Source organism: Parvularcula mediterranea, from assembly GCF_013085255.1.
Classification (GTDB): domain Bacteria; phylum Pseudomonadota; class Alphaproteobacteria; order Caulobacterales; family Parvularculaceae; genus Parvularcula; species Parvularcula mediterranea.
The window spans coordinates 353,660-371,088 of record NZ_JABFCX010000002.1 but is presented as its reverse complement, the minus strand read 5'-3'; the positions used below and the strand labels follow the sequence as shown (position 1 = coordinate 371,088).

Sequence of the window (17,429 nt, the reverse complement as noted above, 5' to 3'; positions counted from 1 at the left end):
GCCTCTTCTCCTCAAATCCTGTCGTTCAGGCCCGGCGGGGAAATAGAGGCCGGGCTATTCAGTTCCAGTCGCGCCAAGGGGCGCGGGGGTCAGGGGCCGAGGCCCCTGAAGCTTAGCGGTCGTCGTCGTCGTCCTTACCGGTGGCAATGACTGCAATGTCGCTGTCATCGTCCTCGTCGTCGAGGAGCGTGTCATCGTCCTCCTCGTCCGGCAGGTCGATGTCGTCGATGTCGGCGAGCTCGTCGTCTTCATCGTCGTCATCGTCATCATCATCGTCGAGGGACTTGGCCTTCTTCGACTTGGCCGGAGCCGCTTCGTCTTCGGCATCCGCAAGGCTCGTCTCGTTCTCGTTATCGTCGTCGAGGGAGACTTCCTTGACCTGATCCTCATCGAGCTCGTCGGCGTCATCATCCACTTTGTCGGAGGGTTTCGCCGCGGCCTCTTCTTCCTCGCGCAGGCGTTTGCGCGATTTCAGGAGGACGTCAGGGGTGAATTCATGGTCGCACTTGGGGCAGTGCGCGGGGTCTTTCTTGAGATCGTAGAAGCGCGCGCCGCAGTTCGGGCAGTCGCGTTTCACACCAAGGTCTTCGTTCGCCACGTAAGGTCCAATTTTCGTCGGTTGGGAATTCTGAACGCCGCCAGTTGGCAGAGCCTGACCGCGCTGTCAAAGCACCTGCCGCAGGTAAACTGAGAGGTCCACCATGACACGGCTGACAGCGAGCAAGTCCGGCTCTCTCAAAGGCACGCTCAGGGTCCCCAGCGACAAGAGTATGAGCCACCGGGCGCTGATGTTCGGCGCTGTCGCCACCGGCGTGACCCGGATCGATTCGCTGCTTGAGGCGGGCGATGTCCTCTCCACCGCTTCAGCGCTCAGGGCCTTCGGCATCGAGATCGAGCGCAAGGGCGGTCAGTGGACCGTGCACGGCGCGCCCTGGCGGACGCCTGACCGCGCGCTGGACTTCGGCAATGCGGGCACCGGCTCGCGCCTGATGATGGGTCTCGCTGCGGGGCAGGGGGTCAGCTGCACGATCGTTGGTGACCCCAGCCTCTCGCGAAGGCCGATGGGCCGGGTCCTGAACCCCTTGCGTGAGATGGGCCTCAAGGCGGACGACCATGACGGCAAGCTGCCCGTGACGCTCCACCCTTCCAGGATCAGCGGTTTTTCCTATGCCCCGCCGATGGCGTCCGCGCAGGTGAAGTCGGCGGTGCTCCTCGCAGGCCTCGGCGCGACGGGTCCCGTGACCGTCACCGAGAAGACCGCCACCCGGGATCACACCGAACGGATGCTGACGGCCTTCGGCGCTGAAGTCTCCGTGGACGGCCTCGCCGTGACGCTTCGGCCTAAGCCCCGCCTCGTCGGCCAGACCCTCAACATCCCGGCCGACCCATCCTCCGCAGCCTTCCCGACCGTTGCCGCCCTCATCCGCGAAGGCTCGGAAGTGCGCCTGCCGGAAGTGATGCTCAACGCACGCCGCACCGGGCTCTTCAAGACACTCCGCCGGATGGGCGCCGACATCACCGAAGAGAACCGCCGGACCATCGGGGGTGAGGAGGTCGCCGACCTTCTCGTCAGGGGCTCGAAGCTCAAGGCTGTCCACGTTCCCGCAGAAGACGTCCCCGACATGATCGACGAAATCCCGATCCTCAGCGTCGCCGCGGCCTGCGCCGAGGGCACCACGCGGATAGAAGGTCTCGAAGAGCTGAAGGTCAAAGAGAGCGACCGCCTCGCCGCCACCGCCCGCATCCTCACCGCAGCAGGTGTCACCTGCCGCACGGGAGAGGACTGGCTGGAGATCGACGGCGCGAAGTCGATACCCGGGGGCGGCACAGTCGCCACGGACCATGACCACCGCATCGGCATGGCGACCCTCGTCCTAGGTCTCGCCAGCGAAGCGCCCATGATCGCGGAAGATGCCGAATCCATCGGCACAAGTTTCCCGGACTTTCACGGAAAGCTGGCAGGCTTGGGTGCGAACGTCGGTCCGGCCTGACGATCACAAGCCTGCTTCCGCAGTTTGCACCTGCGGCAATCACGGTTAAGCGCGGGGACAGACAAAGGGAGAGCACATGGCAGCGTCTGGTGGATCGGAGTTTCTGTTTGACGCCGCTGTCTATCTAGGCGCGGTGGCTGTCGCCGTCCCGGTCTTCAAGAAACTCAAGCTCGGCACCATTCTCGGCTTCCTCGCAGCAGGCGTCCTTTTCGGTCCCTCGGCCCTCGGCGTCCTCACGGCGGAGGAGGGGGTCTTCCAGATTGCCGAACTTGGGGTCGTCCTCTTCCTCTTTGTCATAGGATTGGAACTCAGTGTACCGAGGCTCTGGGCACTGAGGAAAACGATCTTCGGCCTCGGCCTTCTCCAGATGATCATCACAGGCGCGGTGATCGGTTTCGGCATCTTCTATTTCTCGCCCATGGGCAAAGGCCCCTCGCTGATCGCAGGCTTCGCGCTCGCCTGTTCATCGACGGCGTTCGCCTTGAGCCTCATGGAGGAGAGGGGCGAGCTCAATACGCCCTACGGCACCAAGGCTTTCTCGGTGCTCCTGTTCCAGGACATCGCGGTCATCCCACTCCTCGCAGCGATCCCCTTCGTCGCGCAGTTGTCTGCAGGCGAAGAGGCGATGCCCCTCGACCTTCTGGCCGTGGCGCGGGCAGCGGGCGCGATCATCCTGCTGATCGTTCTCGGCCGGTTTGTCCTCAACCGGTTCTTCAAGCTCGTCGCCGTCTCAGGCTCGAGGGAAGCATTCACGGCTGCGGCGCTCTTCGTCGTGGCAGCCACCGCGCTTCTCCTGAACGAGGCGGGCCTGTCGATGGCCCTCGGTGCGTTCATCGCGGGGGTCCTCCTCGCGGAGAGCTCCTTCCGTCACCAGATCGAGGCCGACATCGAGCCGTTCCGCGAACTGCTTCTCGGCCTCTTCTTCATCGGCGTGGGGATGCAGCTCGACCTCGGCGTGATGCTGCAGAACTGGTGGATCGTGATCCTCGGCGCGGTCGGGCTGATCGTCTTCAAGGGCGCTGTCCTCTACGGTCTCGCGAGGCTCTTTGGCGCCACCCACCCCAACGCCATGCGCGTCGGCGGTGTCCTGAGCCAGGGCGGCGAGTTCGGCTTCGTGGTCTTCAGCCTCGGCGTCGGCAGGGGCATCTTCGACGTGGAGTTCGCCACGGTCAGCTCCGCAATCGTCACCCTCACCATGGTCGCAACGCCTGTCATCATGATGGTCCTCAGCCGTCAGGGCTCGGCGCGCTCCGTCGAGATGCCCGAGGGACCAGACGGCGCAGAAGGCCAGGTCCTTGTCGTCGGCTATGGCCGTGTTGGCCAGATCGTCAGCCAGATGCTTCGCGGCTCGAACATCTCCGTCACCGCCATCGACAATGACCCCGTCCGCATCGAGACTGCCCGCGCGTTCGGGGCCAAGGTCTTCTACGGCAACGGCACCGACCTCCACCTTCTCCTCTCGGCAGGGGCGATAAATGCCGACGCCGTGGTCTTCGCCCTCGACGACCGGGAGCATGTGCAAGAGGCCGTCGCGGCCCTGCGCGAGCGCTGCCCCAAGGTGAAGATCATCGTCCGCGCCGCCGACCGCCTCCATGAGATCGAGCTCCTCGATGAAGACATCGACGCCATCGTGCGCGAGACCTTCGAGAGCGCCGTCAGGATGGCGACGAGGACGCTCTCCTTCCTCGGCCGCAACGACGCGGTCATCGCAGATGTCGAGGCGGCGTTCCGTGAGCGCGACCGCTCGCGCCTCCTCGCCCAGAAGGCCGACGGCCTCCACGCCCAGAAGGAAGTGCTGAACCAGCCCCTCCCGCCGATGCAGGAAGAGGGCACCAAGGAAAAGCAGCGCGCCTGATCAGTCCCCGCGCCGACGGTCGGTAAAGGCCATGCCTTCGCTCTCCCGGTAGAGCTCCTTCAGCCGCGCGAAAGCGACCTCAGCTTCTTCCTCCGACGGGAAGGTCAGGAGCGCTGGCTCTCTCCCAGAGCCGCGCAAGCCGATCATCGCAAAGTGCCGGTTACGGATGTAGACCATGTCGAGCGTCACCTCGGAGATCGCATCGTTCGCGACATCTTCCTCCGCCCACCGCGTTGCCCGGCGCACACGTAGGCGCACCGATTCTTCGCGAGGGTCGAAGACGGCTTTCGTCACCGTCCCAGAGGCCACCGCATTCTTCACGACAAAGAGCTGCGGCATCGCAAAGCGCACAAGGACCGCCATCGGCACCACGATCACGGCCACGGCGACCGCTGCTTTCATGAAGGGAAAGGGCTCACCCTTTTCCGGCATCACCATCAAAACGACGAGGCCCGCGAGGAGGAGGACCATTGCCCCTCCGACGATCATGGCAATCAGCGCAGCATAGCCTGCGGTTTCTGCTCCTGTTTCCGAAGCCTGGAAGACCAGCCGCTTCCCGTCGTCAATCAGCTCCATGATCCCTCTCTCCCTGCAGGTATTTGGACCCCTCAAACCCGTGAAGAGCAAGCGTCTTGCGCGGCTCGATGGTTCCAATTAGCGGCGTGGGCATGAAAGTCGTCGCCTCCCTTGGATCGCTCCTTCTCGCTGCCGCGCTCTTGTTCGGATCGAACGGCATGCATTCGACGCTGCTCGGCGTGCGCGGCACGATCGAGGGCTTTGCGGGAGCTGAAATCGCGCTTCTGATGACCGCTTATTTCGGCGGCTTCATCCTCGGCTGCCGCTTCGTGCCGAGGTTCATCAGGCAGGTCGGCCACATTCGCGTCTTCACAGCGCTCGCCTCCGTCGCGAGCGCCGCCGCAATCAGCCATGCGCTGTTCGTCGAGAGCTGGTTCTGGATCATCACCCGCATCGCCACGGGCTTCTGTTTCGCAGGGCTCCAGATGATCATCGAGAGTTGGATCAACGACCGCGCCACCAATGAGAACAGGGGGCAGGTCCTGTCGGTCTACCGGATCGTGGACTTCACCTCGGCGACGTTCTTCCAGGCGCTCCTCCCGGTCTTCAATCCCGAAAGCTTCGTGCCCTTCGGTGTGCTGACGATCCTCATTTCCTTCGCGCTGGTCCCGGTGGCCCTCACGCGGATCGAGGCTCCCAAGGTGCCCAAGAGCGCCAAGCTCGATCTCAAGCGGCTCTGGACCGTCTCGCCCCTGGCTGCGGCAGGGGCCGCGCTCATTGGCCTGTCCGCCAGCTCCTATTGGGCGATGGGGCCAATATTCGTGTCAGGCCTCGGCTATCCGGCAGAGACGACAGGTCTTTTCGTCGGTGCCCTGATCTTCGGCGGCGCGCTGGCTCAGTGGCCGCTGGGCTGGGTCTCGGACAAGACCGACAGGCGCTACGTCATCATTGGGCTTGCGAGCCTGGCCGTGGTCCTCGCCTTCCTTGTCCCGACCATTGCGGCGGTCAGCCAGACAACCCTCATCCTCGCAGGGCTTATGTTCGGAGCGGTGTCGGTGCCGAGCTTCGGGCTCACCATCGCCCACGCCAACGACCATGCTGAGCCGGGAACCAGCGTGGCGGTCAATGGCGGGCTGCTTCTTCTCTATGGCTCAGCAGCAACTATCGGCCCGATCGTGGCGAGCCAGCTCATGGGCCTCTTCGGCTCGAACTTCCTCTATTACTGGATCGCGATCATCCACATTGCGCTCGTCGTCTTCGGCTTGTTGAGGCTCCGCCAGCGTGCAGCACCGGAGACCCGTGAGGATTACGTTCCGGTCCTCAGGACCCAGCCGGGTATGTTCGAACTCGACCCGCGCCGTGACCCTGAGGAAGACAGGCCCGATATCCCTCAGCCCGAGGATGCGGTCGCAGGGGAGAGGGTCTGACCCATGCTGCAAATGCGCCCGAACTGCGAACGCTGCGACCGTGACCTGCCTCCTGGTAGCGGCGACGCGCGGATCTGCTCCTTCGAGTGCACGTTCTGCGCGCCGTGTACGGAAGAGCTGAAAGGCGTCTGCCCCAACTGCGGTGGAGGCTTCGCGCCGCGCCCGACCCGCGTCGGCGCAGCGCTAGAGAAATACCCCGCCTCAACGAAGCGAGTTCTCGCGAAGTCTTAGCGGAAAGCCGCGCAGGCGAGCCGCGCACCCGCGCCGCCAATGGGCTGGGTGATATGGTCGTCCTCGTTCTCGTGGATGATCAGCGCGAAACCGTCATCGTCATTGGCCTGCTCAAGGAGCAGCCCACCGGCGAAAAGCTCTCCGACCAGACCCTTCTCCTCCGTCGCATAGAGATTCGGGAAGTCAGCGCCCGTGTGATAGCCCGCGGGGTTCAGGAGGCCGTGCTCAGTCCCTGAGATATTGATGTGGCTGCCCGACGCTTTGAAGCCCTTGTCGAAATCCGTGCAGTCGCCGACCTGGTGCAGGTGCGCGCCATGCCAGCCTTCGGGAATGCCCGACGCCTTGAGCCGGATCACCATGCCGTGAGGACCGGGCCTGACCGACGCTTTGCCGATCGAGGTTCCATCGGTGCCGGTGATCATCACCTCCATGGCGCCGGTCGGATCGGCGTCGTCCGGCACGTCGACAGGCACCGCATTGGCCGAAGAGGCTACGCCGACCTCGCCTCCACAGGCCGCAAGCAGGGGGAGAAGGGCAATCGGGGCAAGGGCTTTGAGCATGAGGATTCTCCAACGGTTCAGTGGCGGTGGGTCTCGAAAATTGCTAACGCTTCGGGACCATGATTCATTCTCAACAAACTAGCGCGATCTCGTGACCGACCAAAACGACGACGGCGCCCCCGACAACGAAAAACCTGCCGATCTGCCCCCCGGAGTGAGCACCGTCTCGATCTCCGGTGAGATGGAGAAGAGCTACCTCGACTACGCCATGTCGGTGATCGTCTCCCGGGCGATCCCTGATGCGCGCGATGGCCTCAAACCCGTCCACCGGCGGATCCTCTGGTCGATGCACCAGAACGGCTTCACCCCGGACAAGAAGCACAAGAAGTCGGCCAACGTCGTTGGCGACGTGATCGGTAAGTACCACCCCCACGGCGATAGCGCGGTCTACGATGCGCTCGTGCGGATGGCGCAGGACTTTTCGATGCGCCTGCCGCTGATCGACGGGCAGGGGAACTTCGGTTCCATCGACAATGACCCGCCCGCCGCCATGCGGTACACGGAATGCCGGATGGACCATCCGGCCATGTCGCTCCTCGCGGACATTGAAAAAGACACGGTCGACTTCCAGGACACCTATGATGGCGAGCGGCAGGAGCCTGTCTGCCTTCCCGCGCGGTTCCCGAACCTCCTCGTCAACGGCGCGGGCGGCATCGCCGTCGGCATGGCGACCAACATCCCGCCCCATAACCTTGGCGAGATCATCGACGCCACCGTCGAGCTTATCGACAATCCGGAGGCGGACGATAGCCGCCTTCTCGAGATCGTGCCCGGTCCTGACTTCCCCACCGGTGGTCAGATCCTCGGCCAGTCCGGCGCCCGCTCTGGCCTTCTGACGGGCAGGGGCTCGGTCGTGATGCGCGGCAAGACGGCCATCGAAGAGATCCGCAAGGACCGCTACGCGATCATCGTCACCGAGGTTCCCTTCCAGGTGAACAAGGCCGCGATGGTCGAGAAGATCGCGCTTCTCGTCCGTGAGAAGAAGATCGAAGGCATTGCCGACCTGCGCGACGAAAGCGACCGCCACGGCATCCGCGTGGTGATCGAGCTGAAGCGCGACGCGAATGCCGAGGTCGTCCTCAACAATCTCTACAAGCAGAGCCCGCTCCAGACCTCCTTCGGGGTCAATATGCTGGCGCTCAACGGCGGCCGCCCTGAGCAGATGAACCTGCGCAGTGTGCTGATGAGCTTCATCCGCTTCCGCGAAGAAGTCATCACCAGGCGGACGAAGCACGATCTCGGCAAGGCCCGTGACCGTGCCCACGTCCTGACCGGCCTCGCCATCGCCGTCGCCAATATCGACGAGGTGGTCCGCCTCATTCGCGCCTCGCAAACCCCTGCCGAAGCGCGCGAGGCCCTGATGGCCCGCGACTGGCCCGCCGCCGACATGGCGCCGCTGATCCGCCTCGTGGCTGACCCGCGGCACAAGCTGTCGGACGAAGGCACGCTCAGGCTTTCGGAGACACAAGCCCGGGCGATCCTCGACCTGAGGCTCCAGCGCCTGACGGCCCTTGGCAGTAACGAGATCGGTGACGAGCTGCAAAAGCTCGCCGCCGAGATCGAGGACTATCTCGATATCCTCTCCAACCGCTCCCGTGTGCAGACGATTGCCAAGGAGGAGCTGTCCGAAGTCCGCGAGAAGTTCGCAACGCCGCGCCGTTCGGAGTTCATCGACGCCATCGAGATGGAGGACGAGGACCTCATCGACCGCGAAGACATGGTCGTGACCGTCAGCCATTCGGGCTATGTCAAGCGCACGCCGCTCTCCACCTACCGGGCCCAGCGCCGGGGCGGGAAGGGCCGCTCGGGCATGTCGATGAAGGACGAGGATTTCGTCTCCCAGCTCTTTGTCGGTAATACGCATACGCCGCTTCTGTTCTTCACTGACCGCGGCATGGTCTACCGCCTCAAACTCTGGCGCTTGCCGGAGGGTGGGCCGACCTCGCGGGGCAAGGCGTTCGTGAACCTCCTTCCGCTGGAGCAGGGGGAGCGCGTCAACGTCATTCTTCCGATGCCGGAGGATCAGGAGAGTTTCGACATTCTCTTCGCCACCAAGTCGGGCAATGTCCGACGCAACAAGCTGGCGGACTTTGAGCGCATCAACCGCGCCGGCAAGATCGCCATGAAGCTCGACGAAGGCGACCAGCTCGTCGGCGTCCGCCTCGCGCGGGAGGATCAGGACGTGCTCCTGACCACTGCCGAGGGCATGGCCATCCGCTTCCCGATGGATGCCGTCCGGGTCTTCAGTGGACGGACGTCTACTGGCGTCAGAGGTATTAGGCTGGCGGACGGTGACGAGGTCATCGGCATGTCCGTGGTGAGAAGCTTCGACGCAACGCCTGACGAGAAAGCCGCCTACCTCAAGCACGCCGCCGCCATGCGCCGTGCTGCTGGTGACGGCGAGACCGAGGGCACCGAGGACGAAGCGACCGCAGACGTGGCGCTCAGCTCGGAGCAGATCGCTGCCATGGCCGCAGCGGAGGAGTTCCTCCTGACCGTGACCGAGAACGGCTACGGCAAGCGGACCTCTTCGTTCGAGTACAGAACGTCTGGCCGCGGCGGTAAGGGCATCATCGCCATCGTCACCTCCGAACGGAACGGCCGCGTCGTGGCCAGCTTCCCGGCGTCTGACGGCGAGGAAATCATGCTCGTCACCGATGGCGGCCAGCTGATCCGCACCCCGGTCGACGACATCCGCATCGCAGGCCGGAACACCCAAGGCGTCACGATCCTGAAGACCAAGAAGGACGAGAAAGTCGTCTCGGTCGAAGGGGTCGGCGAGGCCGGTGAGGAAGAAGGTGAAGGGGAAGAAGAGGCGTAAGCCTTTTCTCTCTAGCCATTCCCCGAAACGCTCTCCCGGAATTCGCATCGCGAATATCCGGGATCCATGGACTGACCGCCGAGCCATCTTGATACGGATGGTCCATGGGTCCCGGATAAGCCTGCGGCTTTTCGGGAAGACGGTGAACGAAATGCTCTGTCATTCCGGGGCAGCCCTGGACTTGCTCCGGGGTTGAGCCCGGAACCCATAGGTCCGGCGTATGGGTTCCGGGCCCGCTCTCCGAGCGACCCGGAATGACACTCTCCAAGGCGGTCAGCAATCACTCCTCGCCCACCAATCTTATCCCCGCAAATCCCCACTGCTCTATCCTCACCCCGTCTCCTGAAGGACCACGGACCTGACCGGTCGTTCCGTTCATGGCTTCAGGGGCGGTGCCGATGATGGGTTCGGGGTCACTCCCCCTACGGATCATCCGAGAGTTTGAAGTGCTTAGCCGCCGGCCTCAAAGCCCCGCGGACATGGCCTCTCGCACAAAGCACCGCCGGGCGCGGCGTTCGTCGCGCATCCTTTTTTGCTCCAGCACGGCCGACGCCGCGCCCGGACTCCCGTTCTTCCGAAGAACCGCCCAAGGGCGGTTGAAGGTGCTGCGCGCTTCTTCTCAAGATGGATCCTGAATCGAGTTCAGGATGACGGTGGTGGGAAGTGATCTCTCCATGATCGTCATCCCGGACTTGATCCGGGATCCATCCAAGAAAGGGAGCGCGCGCAAAGCGCCCCGCGAACCCCGCTGCAGCCGGAACCTTCACCCCGGAGGAACTCTGTGCAAGTGAAGAGGGCTGTATCAGTCAGTCGGGGCAGCCATCCCATGACCAAACCGCTAATCGGCCTTTATCCCGGCACGTTTGACCCGATTACGCTCGGCCACGTCGACATTATCAAGCGGGCGGTGAAGCTCTGTGATGAGCTCGTCATCGGCGTCGCCCGGCACTCCGGCAAGGATCCGCTGTTCAGTCTTGAAGAGCGCCAGGACCTCGTCCGCGCGTCGATTGCCGACATGGACGAGGGCGCACGGGCCACGGTCCGGGTCGAGCCGTTCGAAGGGCTGCTGATACACTATGCCGAGAGCCTGAACTGCAATCTGATCATTCGCGGCCTGCGCGCGGTGTCGGACTTTGAGTACGAGTTCCAGATGGTCGGCATGAACTCGACCATGAATGACGATATCGAAACCGTCTTCCTGATGGCGGACGCCAAGTACCAGTCGATCGCCAGCCGCCTCGTAAAGCAGATCGCACAGCTCAAAGGCGACTTCGAGCACTTCGTCCCCGAGGCCGTCGTGGCCCCAATGAAAGAGAAGCTCAAAGCCTGACAAGGTTTAAGAGGGTTCCCGCTAGCGGGCGGAACCGTGATCGGCTACCGGAGAGGCATGAGACGTCTTCTTTCTGCCCTTCTCGTATCGACGGGCATCGCCTTCAGCGCCTCCGCCGTGGCCCAGACTTCTGAGCCGACAGTTTCGGAGCGTATCCTGAGTACCGCCGACGCCAGCGAATGGCGGACGGTCGATCCTGAAAACATCCTCGTCATGGACCTGCCTTCGGGCCCGGTCCTGATCGAGATGCAGCCCGAATACGCGCCGCTCCACGTGGAGAGGGTCAAGCGCCTCGCGCGGGAGGGCTTCTACGACAACACGATCTTCCACCGGGTGATCGACGGATTCATGGCCCAAGGCGGGGACCCGACGGGCACCGGCGCTGGCGGTTCGGAATATCCTGACCTCAAGGGCCGGTTTGCTTCGGAGCGTAAGCAGCTTCCGAACTTCGTGCCGCTCGGCCGCGATGACCGCGCTTCGCAGATCGGCTTTCTCGGCAGCCTTCCGATGGGCAGCCAGACCCCAGCGCTGACCGACTTCGTCATCACCGAAGATGTCGCTGCATGGCCGCTTCACTGTCCGGGCGTCGTTTCGATGGCGCGGGCCGGGCCCGATTCGGCGAACAGCCAGTTCTTCATCATGTTCGCGGACAACCGCCGGACCCTCGACAAGTCCTATACGGCCTGGGGCCGGGTAGTCTCTGGCGAGCGGAATGTGCGCCGGATCAACCGGGGCGAGCCGCCTGAGCGGCCGACGCCGATGCTGCGGGCCCGCGTGATGGCGGACCTGCCAGCGGACGAGAAACAGCGGGTCGAGGTCTTGAGGAGCGATAGCGAAACCTTCAAGGCGTGGCTCCGGGCGACCGATTCGATCACCGATGACGGCTTCTTCGTCGACGCGTGCGCGGTCAATGTCCCGGTTCGAATTGATGGAGAGAATGTCTGATGGGAATGCTGAAACTGAAGCTCGAGACGGGCGACGTGACGATCGAAACCTTCGAGGACAAAGCCCCGAAGCACGTTGCGCAGATCACCAAGCTTGCCGAAGACGGCTTCTATGATGGCCTGACCTTCCACCGGGTCATTGACGGCTTCATGGCCCAGGGCGGCTGCCCCGACGGTAACGGCATGGGCGGCTCGGGTGAGCACCTTCCGGCAGAGTTCAATGATGTGTCCCACCAGGAAGGCGTCTGCTCCATGGCGCGCGCGCAGGATCCGAACTCGGCTTCGAGCCAGTTCTTCATCTGCCTCGATGACGCGAGCTTCCTCGACAAGCAGTACACGGTCTGGGGGAAGGTTGTCGAAGGCATGGAAAACGTCCACGCCATCGCGAAAGGCGAGCCGCCTGCGAACCCGACGAAGATCGTTGAGTTCCGCAAAGCGGACTAACGCGGCCTTCAGGCTCTGAGAAAAAGCTCCCTACGGGGAGCTTTATTATGCCCGTCGTTCGAAGGTCGGGTAGACTATTTCTCCGCCCGGCGCCGTGCCTCGGTGGAGTCGCGGTCTTCGAGGTGGATGAGGCCGACGAGGCGGCGGATCACCATTTCTTCGTGGGGGTCGCGTTCGGCGTCGGTCAGGACGACGCGCCACATGGCTTCGATGAGCTGCATCTTGCCTTCGCGGTCCAGCTCTTCTTTTACGACGCGGGAGAAGCCGTAGAGGTCGTTGGCCGCAGCCTGGGCTTCTTCGGCTTCGCGGCGGAGCTCCACGGCCTCTTCTTCTGTGAGGTCGAACTCGCCTCGGAGGAGCTTGACGATGAGATCGCGCTCATCGTCCGTATACTCTTCATCTGCACGGGCGGCTTCCACGAGGAGGGCGGCGACGGCGCGAGGGAGGGCGTTTTCGTCCTTGGTGGGGGCTTCCTCTTTGCGGAAGTTCTTGAAAAGGCGATCAAGCATCGGCGTCCTCCTTGGGGGTCAGGTCGTTGTAGCACGCTTGGGCTTCTGACGCAGAGAGGCGTTTCTCAGGGAGCGCGAGGACCTCGAGAACGAAAAGCTGGCGCGCGCGCATGACGGTCACTTGGTCACCGAGCCTGAGTTTGAAGCCGGGCTTGCCGGTGCGCAGGGTCTGGCCATCGCGGGTGATGCGGGGGCTCTTCTTGGCGATGATCTCAGCCGCGAGGCTGCGCGTCTTGAAGATGCGCACGGCCCAGAGCCATTTGTCGAGACGGCAGAATTCTTCGCTCACGCCCCATCCAAAGCGAGGGCGCGGGCCTTTTCAAGGTCGGCTTTGAACTTTCTTCCCTCCACCTGCCGCTGGCCTTCGTCCTGAATGCGGAGGAGGTAGGAGGGGTGGAAGGTCGGAACGCAGACGCCGCCGACGTCGTCAGGGAGCGGAATGGTTTCGCCGCGCACCTCCGAGAGCTTGACCGGCCGTCCGAAGAAGCCGCGCAGGGCGGTGGCGCCGAGGGTCACGGAGACCTTCGGCTTCACGAGCTGGTGCTCCTGCATCAGGAATGGCGCCCAGAGGTCGATTTCGCCAGCCTTGGGCGTCTGGTGGATGCGGCGCTTGCCGCGCTCCTGAAAGTTGAAGCGCTTGACGGCATTCGTGACGTAGGCGGAGGATCGGTCGATGTCCGCAGATTGCAAGTACTGGCCGAAGAGCTGGCCTGCGGGACCGACGAAGGGGCGGCCTGCGAGATCCTCCTGATCGCCTGGCTGTTCGCCAATGAAGAAGAGGTCGGCGTCGGCTGAGCCTTCGCCAGCGACAAGGCGGACGCCGTTTCCTAAGTCGTGTTCTTCCGCGAAGGCTAGGAGGGTCGCGTTCAGCTCTTCCAGTGATCCGTACTGAGCGCTTTCGCGGATCATCTTGGCACTGATGGCCTGCTTGGGATCAGTCATGGCGCGGGTGTTCATCTCGGCGACCCGGCGCGGGGCGCTTTCGAGGAGCTCTGGGATGAGGCTCGCCTCGGGCATATTCTTCCAGTATTTCTTGGGCATCTCCGCGCGCATCGCATCGGTCATGATCCTCGCCGGGTTGAAGATGCTGGCATAATAGGCCTTCCACGCATCCTCGAAGCTGTCATCGCCGGGAACGTCCTCGCGACGTCCACCGTCTCGGAAGAACAGTTTCCCATTCTGATAGATCGCCGTCTTTCGCGGCGTCACGATGACCCAGTCCATGTTGGAGAAACGGCGTACAAAGAAGGGCGCTTCGCGTTCGACGATATGGTGGTCAGGCTCGAACCAAGCGCCGAACTGCTCGCGGCCTCCGATCTCGCCAACCTTCCGGAAGCGGACGAAGGCGTGCATTTTATGGGCGTCACGGCGGATAGCTTTCGCGAGGCGATGGACGGCAGCGGTGTCCGGGTCGCTCATCTTCTCGGCGAGGCCGGGTTCAGACTGGCTGCGCCATAAGAAGCGGTAGAGGAGGTCAAAGCGCTCGCGGCTCGCATGGTAGATGGCGGTGCCTGCGAGCTGCACCGCCTTGCGGGGGAGCTTGATTTCTGCAGCTGGCGGGGGGAATTGGTCCGTGCTGCCACCGAAGAGGTCGCCTTCGCCTTGGGTTCGCCAGACGACAGCCTCGGGCGGGACGCGCTGTGCGATGAGCGCGCGGGCTTTTGCCTTCCAGCCCTCAAGGTCGTCTTCACGTTCGAGGGTTGCGACGACCGATGGGGACGCTGCGGCGATCACTCGACGATGCGGGGCTTGAAGGGTGCCCTTGGCGGAGCCTCGGCCTCCGGTTCGGGTTCTTCAGCCTGCGCAGCCTTGGCGGCTTTCTTCGCGTCCTTGGCCTTCTTTTTCATGGCGGAGACGACGCGCTTTTGTGCCGAGGAGAGGGCATCGCCGGGGCGGCCGAGCGACGGATTGGCGAAGGCCGAGCCGTATTTGTCGATCCGCTCACCGACGGATTCGGCGAACTGTTCTTCGAAATCGTTGAGCTCGCCTGCGTCAGAGAGCTCCTTACGCAGACGGTCGATCTTGCGTTGGGCATTGCGGGCCGAACGCTCGCGCGCCTTGCGCTCTCGCTCCCGCTGTTTCTCGATGTCGCGGTCGAGGGCCTCCATATTGCGGGCCCAGGTTTTCCGATCGAGGGTCATGCGGAACGGATAGCGAACGTCGGGATGGGAGTCTAGGGGGAAGAGGTGCGACTGTAGAGCCCCATACCCCTCTCCCCAAATCTGTAGATTTGGACCTCTCCCGAGGGAGAGGTTGGGGTAGGGCCTCAGGCTGCGAAAAGATCCTGCTGCTCCGCAGGCTGACGCATTCTTGCTTCCAACGCTCCTGAGTCAAGGAGGCTGGTGGGGCGCCAGTCGGGGGTGGTGACGAAGGGCCGGATCTTCTTGACCGAGGCTGCGACGCGGGAGAGGTCGTCGTAGCGGAGCCTTCCGTAGCGGCGGGCGGCGAGGATCTTCTGGACGCCTTTTGTGCCGATGCCGGGTATGCGGAGGAGTTGCTCCTTCGTCGCGCTGTTCACGTCGATGGGGAAGAAGCCCTGGTTCTTAAGGGCCCACATCAGCTTGGGGTCGGCGGCGAGGTCGAGCATACCGCCGTCCATGACGCTGATGATCTCGTCGCGCTTGAAACCGTAGAACCTTGTCAGCCAATCGGCCTGATAGAGCCGGTGTTCGCGGATCAGGGGCGGGCGATTGACCGGCATACCCGGCTTGGCATCCGGGATTGGTGAGTAGGCGGAGTAATAGACGCGCCGAAGGCGGTGCTTGCCGTAAAGGTCGGTGGCGGTGGTCAGGATTTCGGCATCGTTCTCGCCATCGGCGCCGACGATCATCTGGGTGGACTGGCCGCCCGGAGCGAAGCGGGGCTTTTTCGCGCGGCGCGTCTTGTCGGCTTTGAAGGCGTCAATGTTGGCGCGCATCTTGGCCATCGCGCCTTCGATGCCGTCGCGGTCTTTCTCGGGCGCGAGCTTTTTGAGGCTGCCCTTGGTCGGCAGTTCGACATTGATCGAGACGCGGTCGGCGTGGCGGCCTGCAGCTTCGATCAGCTCGGGGGAGGCTTCTGGGATGGTCTTGAGGTGGACGTAGCCGCGGAAGTCGTGGACCTCGCGGAGGAGCCTCGCGACCTCGACGATCTGCTCCATCGTGTAGTCGGGGGAGCGGATGATCCCTGAACTGAGGAACAGGCCTTCGATGTAGTTCCGCTTGTAGAACTCCACCGTGAGGTCGGCGACTTCGGCCGGGGTGAAGCGGGCGCGCTCGACGTTGGAGCTCGCGCGGCTGATGCAGTAGGCGCAGTCGAAGATGCAGCTGTTTGTGAGGAGAACCTTCAGCAGGCTGATGCACCGGCCATCGGGTGCGTAGGCGTGGCAGATGCCCATGCCCTCCACCGAGCCGACGCCTTTGCCGCCGCGGCTGTCGCGCTTGGTCGAGCCGGAGGACGCGCAGGAGGCATCGTACTTCGCAGCGTCAGCGAGGATGCGCAGCTTGGCGATGGTCTTCTCGGAAATAGCCATGTTCGCAGTATGTTCCATTCGCCCCAGAAGGCAAGACGGAACCCATGCGATCGGGCGAGATGTCTCAGGCTTCGGCTTTGGCCCGGGCGACGAGCCTGCGGGAGGCGAAAAGGAGGACCACGAAGACGGCTGCGCAGTAGAGGGCCATCCAGCCGAATTGGGTCGGCAGGGATGTGCCCCTGTCGATGAGCGCGCCGGTGATCCAGGGGCCTAGCGCCGTGGCGAAGACCATGGCGGACTGGGTCACGGAGCGGATCGAGCCCAGATATTTGGTGCCATAGACCTCTGGCCAGAGGGAGCCGAAGAGGGTCGATGAGAGGCCGTAGCTGACGCCGAAGAGGCCGAAGAAGATGACGACGCCTGTCGAGCCGTCGAAGACGCTGACGGCGAGGCTGCCCAGGGCGAGGGGGATCATCGTGGCGGGCAGGATGCGGCTGGCGGAGTAGCGGTCGACGAGCCTGCCGGTGATCAGTGCAAAGATGACCGTGAGCCCTGCCATGACGGGGATGCCTGAACCCATCGTTGCGTCGGAGATGCCGCGCAGTTCTGCCAGATGGTCCCTGTGGAAGAAGAGCGTCGTGCCGATGAAAGGCGGGGCGAGGACGCCGGTGGCCATCGCGTAGAAAAGAGGGTCTCGGAGGACTTCGCCGCGGGTCCAGCTCTTGCCTTCGGTGATGTTGAGCTCGGCCTCGCCCTTGGGCTCCCGGGTTTTCCTGTAGAGGAAGACGATGGCCGGGAGGCCGATGAGGAGGAGGGCCGCTGCGCCCGAGAGCCAGCCGACCTGGTACCCGTAGGTGGCGACGAGGAGGGTGAAGGTGAGGGGGAGGATCGCCTCCTGCGCCTGAAAGCCAAGGACAACGAGGCTGACGGCCTTACCCCTCGTGGCGGCGAACCAGCGGGCGGTTTCGGTGAGTGCGATATGGCTCATCATGCCCTGACCCAGGAGGCGGAGCATGAAGAGCGATATGCCGAGCATGAGGATGGTCTGGCTGAACGCCATCGACACGCAGGCCAGCGCGAGCAGCGGGATGGTGACGGCGGCGACCTGCCAGCCGGGGCAGTAGTCCATGACCCTGCCGACGAAGGGGAGGGTGGCTGCGCTGGCGAGGGTCGCGAGGCCGTAGAGGTTCCCCCACTGACCATTGCTGAGCCCGAACGCCTCGCGCAGTTCTCCTCCGCTGGCGCCGATGAAGATCGTCTGCCCGAACCCTGAGAACAGGGTGAGGAGGAAGCCGCCGAAGAGCCAGCGTGCATTGTTGCGGTAGAAGCCCATGGGGCGGGCTGTGGCGG

General features: G+C 63.7%; 17 protein-coding genes. 8 read left to right on the top strand and 9 right to left on the bottom strand.

Going from position 1 to position 17,429, the window contains the following annotated elements; genetic code table 11:
- Positions 1-112 precede the first annotated feature (112 nt).
- A complete protein-coding gene (locus HK107_RS02350; protein WP_173196426.1) occupies positions 113-598 on the bottom strand; it encodes a TIGR02300 family protein in 486 nt (161 codons plus the stop codon).
- 103 nt (positions 599-701) lie between these two features.
- Here HK107_RS02350 and aroA point away from each other — a divergent pair, with 103 nt between their 5' ends.
- Entirely contained in the window at positions 702-1,991 is a 1,290-nt protein-coding gene (gene aroA, locus HK107_RS02345; protein WP_173196424.1) for a 3-phosphoshikimate 1-carboxyvinyltransferase, read from the top strand.
- A 76-nt stretch (positions 1,992-2,067) separates the two neighbouring features.
- Positions 2,068-3,846: a monovalent cation:proton antiporter-2 (CPA2) family protein gene (locus tag HK107_RS02340; RefSeq protein ID WP_173196422.1), complete on the top strand. Its 1,779-nt coding sequence runs from the start codon at positions 2,068-2,070 to the stop codon at positions 3,844-3,846.
- Here the strand turns inward: HK107_RS02340 and HK107_RS02335 are convergent, their stop codons facing one another.
- On the bottom strand, positions 3,847-4,422 hold the full coding sequence (locus HK107_RS02335; RefSeq protein WP_173196419.1) for a hypothetical protein: 576 nt from the start codon (positions 4,420-4,422) through the stop codon (positions 3,847-3,849). It lies immediately after the preceding gene.
- A gap of 92 nt (positions 4,423-4,514) precedes the next feature.
- Here HK107_RS02335 and HK107_RS02330 point away from each other — a divergent pair, with 92 nt between their 5' ends.
- Together HK107_RS02330 and HK107_RS16055 are read left to right on the top strand one after the other, a co-directional pair.
- Positions 4,515-5,789 (top strand): MFS transporter, encoded by a 1,275-nt coding sequence (locus HK107_RS02330; protein WP_173196417.1) that lies wholly within the window; start codon positions 4,515-4,517, stop codon positions 5,787-5,789.
- Between the two features lie 3 nt (positions 5,790-5,792).
- Complete coding sequence (locus HK107_RS16055) at positions 5,793-6,020, top strand: DUF1272 domain-containing protein (protein ID WP_173196415.1); 228 nt, start codon at positions 5,793-5,795, stop codon at positions 6,018-6,020.
- Here HK107_RS16055 and HK107_RS02320 read toward each other — a convergent pair.
- A complete protein-coding gene (locus tag HK107_RS02320; protein ID WP_173196413.1) occupies positions 6,017-6,580 on the bottom strand; it encodes a superoxide dismutase family protein in 564 nt (187 codons plus the stop codon). The two genes, HK107_RS16055 and HK107_RS02320, sit on opposite strands and share 4 nt — an antisense overlap.
- Positions 6,581-6,671: 91 nt before the next feature.
- Here HK107_RS02320 and gyrA point away from each other — a divergent pair, with 91 nt between their 5' ends.
- From gyrA to HK107_RS02300, 4 genes are all read left to right on the top strand, one after another.
- The gene (gene gyrA / locus HK107_RS02315; RefSeq protein ID WP_173196411.1) at positions 6,672-9,401 is read left to right on the top strand and encodes a DNA gyrase subunit A; all 2,730 of its coding nucleotides are present in this window, start codon (positions 6,672-6,674) and stop codon (positions 9,399-9,401) included.
- An 826-nt stretch (positions 9,402-10,227) separates the two neighbouring features.
- Positions 10,228-10,731 carry a pantetheine-phosphate adenylyltransferase gene (coaD, locus tag HK107_RS02310; RefSeq protein ID WP_173196409.1) on the top strand — a complete coding sequence of 168 codons (504 nt, stop codon included), beginning with the start codon at positions 10,228-10,230 and terminating at the stop codon, positions 10,729-10,731.
- Positions 10,732-10,788: 57 nt separating this feature from the next.
- A complete protein-coding gene (locus HK107_RS02305) occupies positions 10,789-11,676 on the top strand; it encodes a peptidylprolyl isomerase (RefSeq protein WP_173196407.1) in 888 nt (295 codons plus the stop codon).
- Positions 11,676-12,119 carry a peptidylprolyl isomerase gene (locus HK107_RS02300; RefSeq protein WP_173196405.1) on the top strand — a complete coding sequence of 148 codons (444 nt, stop codon included), beginning with the start codon at positions 11,676-11,678 and terminating at the stop codon, positions 12,117-12,119. Before HK107_RS02305 ends, HK107_RS02300 begins: the two co-directional genes overlap by 1 nt.
- Positions 12,120-12,193: 74 nt before the next feature.
- Here the strand turns inward: HK107_RS02300 and HK107_RS02295 are convergent, their stop codons facing one another.
- The 6 genes from HK107_RS02295 to HK107_RS02270 all read right to left on the bottom strand — a co-directional run bounded on the left by HK107_RS02295 (position 12,194) and on the right by HK107_RS02270 (position 17,412).
- Positions 12,194-12,628, bottom strand: coding sequence for a tellurite resistance TerB family protein (locus HK107_RS02295; protein ID WP_173196403.1), 435 nt, complete (start codon positions 12,626-12,628; stop codon positions 12,194-12,196).
- Positions 12,621-12,917, bottom strand: coding sequence for an RNA-binding S4 domain-containing protein (locus HK107_RS02290; RefSeq protein ID WP_173196401.1), 297 nt, complete (start codon positions 12,915-12,917; stop codon positions 12,621-12,623). Before HK107_RS02290 ends, HK107_RS02295 begins: the two co-directional genes overlap by 8 nt.
- On the bottom strand, positions 12,914-14,362 hold the full coding sequence (locus HK107_RS15940) for a UdgX family uracil-DNA binding protein (RefSeq protein WP_198912273.1): 1,449 nt from the start codon (positions 14,360-14,362) through the stop codon (positions 12,914-12,916). The genes HK107_RS02290 and HK107_RS15940 overlap by 4 nt, the downstream gene beginning before the upstream one ends.
- Positions 14,359-14,769, bottom strand: a complete 411-nt coding sequence (locus HK107_RS02280) for a hypothetical protein (RefSeq protein ID WP_173196399.1) — start codon at positions 14,767-14,769, stop codon at positions 14,359-14,361. Before HK107_RS02280 ends, HK107_RS15940 begins: the two co-directional genes overlap by 4 nt.
- A gap of 125 nt (positions 14,770-14,894) precedes the next feature.
- Positions 14,895-16,139: a putative DNA modification/repair radical SAM protein gene (locus tag HK107_RS02275; RefSeq protein WP_173196397.1), complete on the bottom strand. Its 1,245-nt coding sequence runs from the start codon at positions 16,137-16,139 to the stop codon at positions 14,895-14,897.
- 64 nt (positions 16,140-16,203) lie between these two features.
- Entirely contained in the window at positions 16,204-17,412 is a 1,209-nt protein-coding gene (locus tag HK107_RS02270) for an MFS transporter (RefSeq protein WP_173196395.1), read from the bottom strand.
- Positions 17,413-17,429: the final 17 nt, after the last annotated feature.

Bases quoted from the DNA above. Each gene is read 5' to 3' on its own strand.
- HK107_RS02295 (WP_173196403.1), bottom strand. From the start codon at position 12,628: ATGCTTGATCGCCTTTTCAAGAACTTCCGCAAAGAGGAAGCCCCCACC.
- HK107_RS02330 (WP_173196417.1), top strand. From the start codon at position 4,515: ATGAAAGTCGTCGCCTCCCTTGGATCGCTCCTTCTCGCTGCCGCGCTC.
- HK107_RS16055 (WP_173196415.1), top strand. From the start codon at position 5,793: ATGCTGCAAATGCGCCCGAACTGCGAACGCTGCGACCGTGACCTGCCT.
- HK107_RS02275 (WP_173196397.1), bottom strand. From the start codon at position 16,139: ATGGCTATTTCCGAGAAGACCATCGCCAAGCTGCGCATCCTCGCTGAC.
- HK107_RS02280 (WP_173196399.1), bottom strand. From the start codon at position 14,769: ATGACCCTCGATCGGAAAACCTGGGCCCGCAATATGGAGGCCCTCGAC.
- HK107_RS02320 (WP_173196413.1), bottom strand. From the start codon at position 6,580: ATGCTCAAAGCCCTTGCCCCGATTGCCCTTCTCCCCCTGCTTGCGGCC.
- coaD (WP_173196409.1), top strand. From the start codon at position 10,228: ATGACCAAACCGCTAATCGGCCTTTATCCCGGCACGTTTGACCCGATT.
- aroA (WP_173196424.1), top strand. From the start codon at position 702: ATGACACGGCTGACAGCGAGCAAGTCCGGCTCTCTCAAAGGCACGCTC.
- HK107_RS02305 (WP_173196407.1), top strand. From the start codon at position 10,789: ATGAGACGTCTTCTTTCTGCCCTTCTCGTATCGACGGGCATCGCCTTC.
- HK107_RS02340 (WP_173196422.1), top strand. From the start codon at position 2,068: ATGGCAGCGTCTGGTGGATCGGAGTTTCTGTTTGACGCCGCTGTCTAT.
- HK107_RS02270 (WP_173196395.1), bottom strand. From the start codon at position 17,412: ATGGGCTTCTACCGCAACAATGCACGCTGGCTCTTCGGCGGCTTCCTC.
- HK107_RS02335 (WP_173196419.1), bottom strand. From the start codon at position 4,422: ATGGAGCTGATTGACGACGGGAAGCGGCTGGTCTTCCAGGCTTCGGAA.
- HK107_RS02300 (WP_173196405.1), top strand. From the start codon at position 11,676: ATGGGAATGCTGAAACTGAAGCTCGAGACGGGCGACGTGACGATCGAA.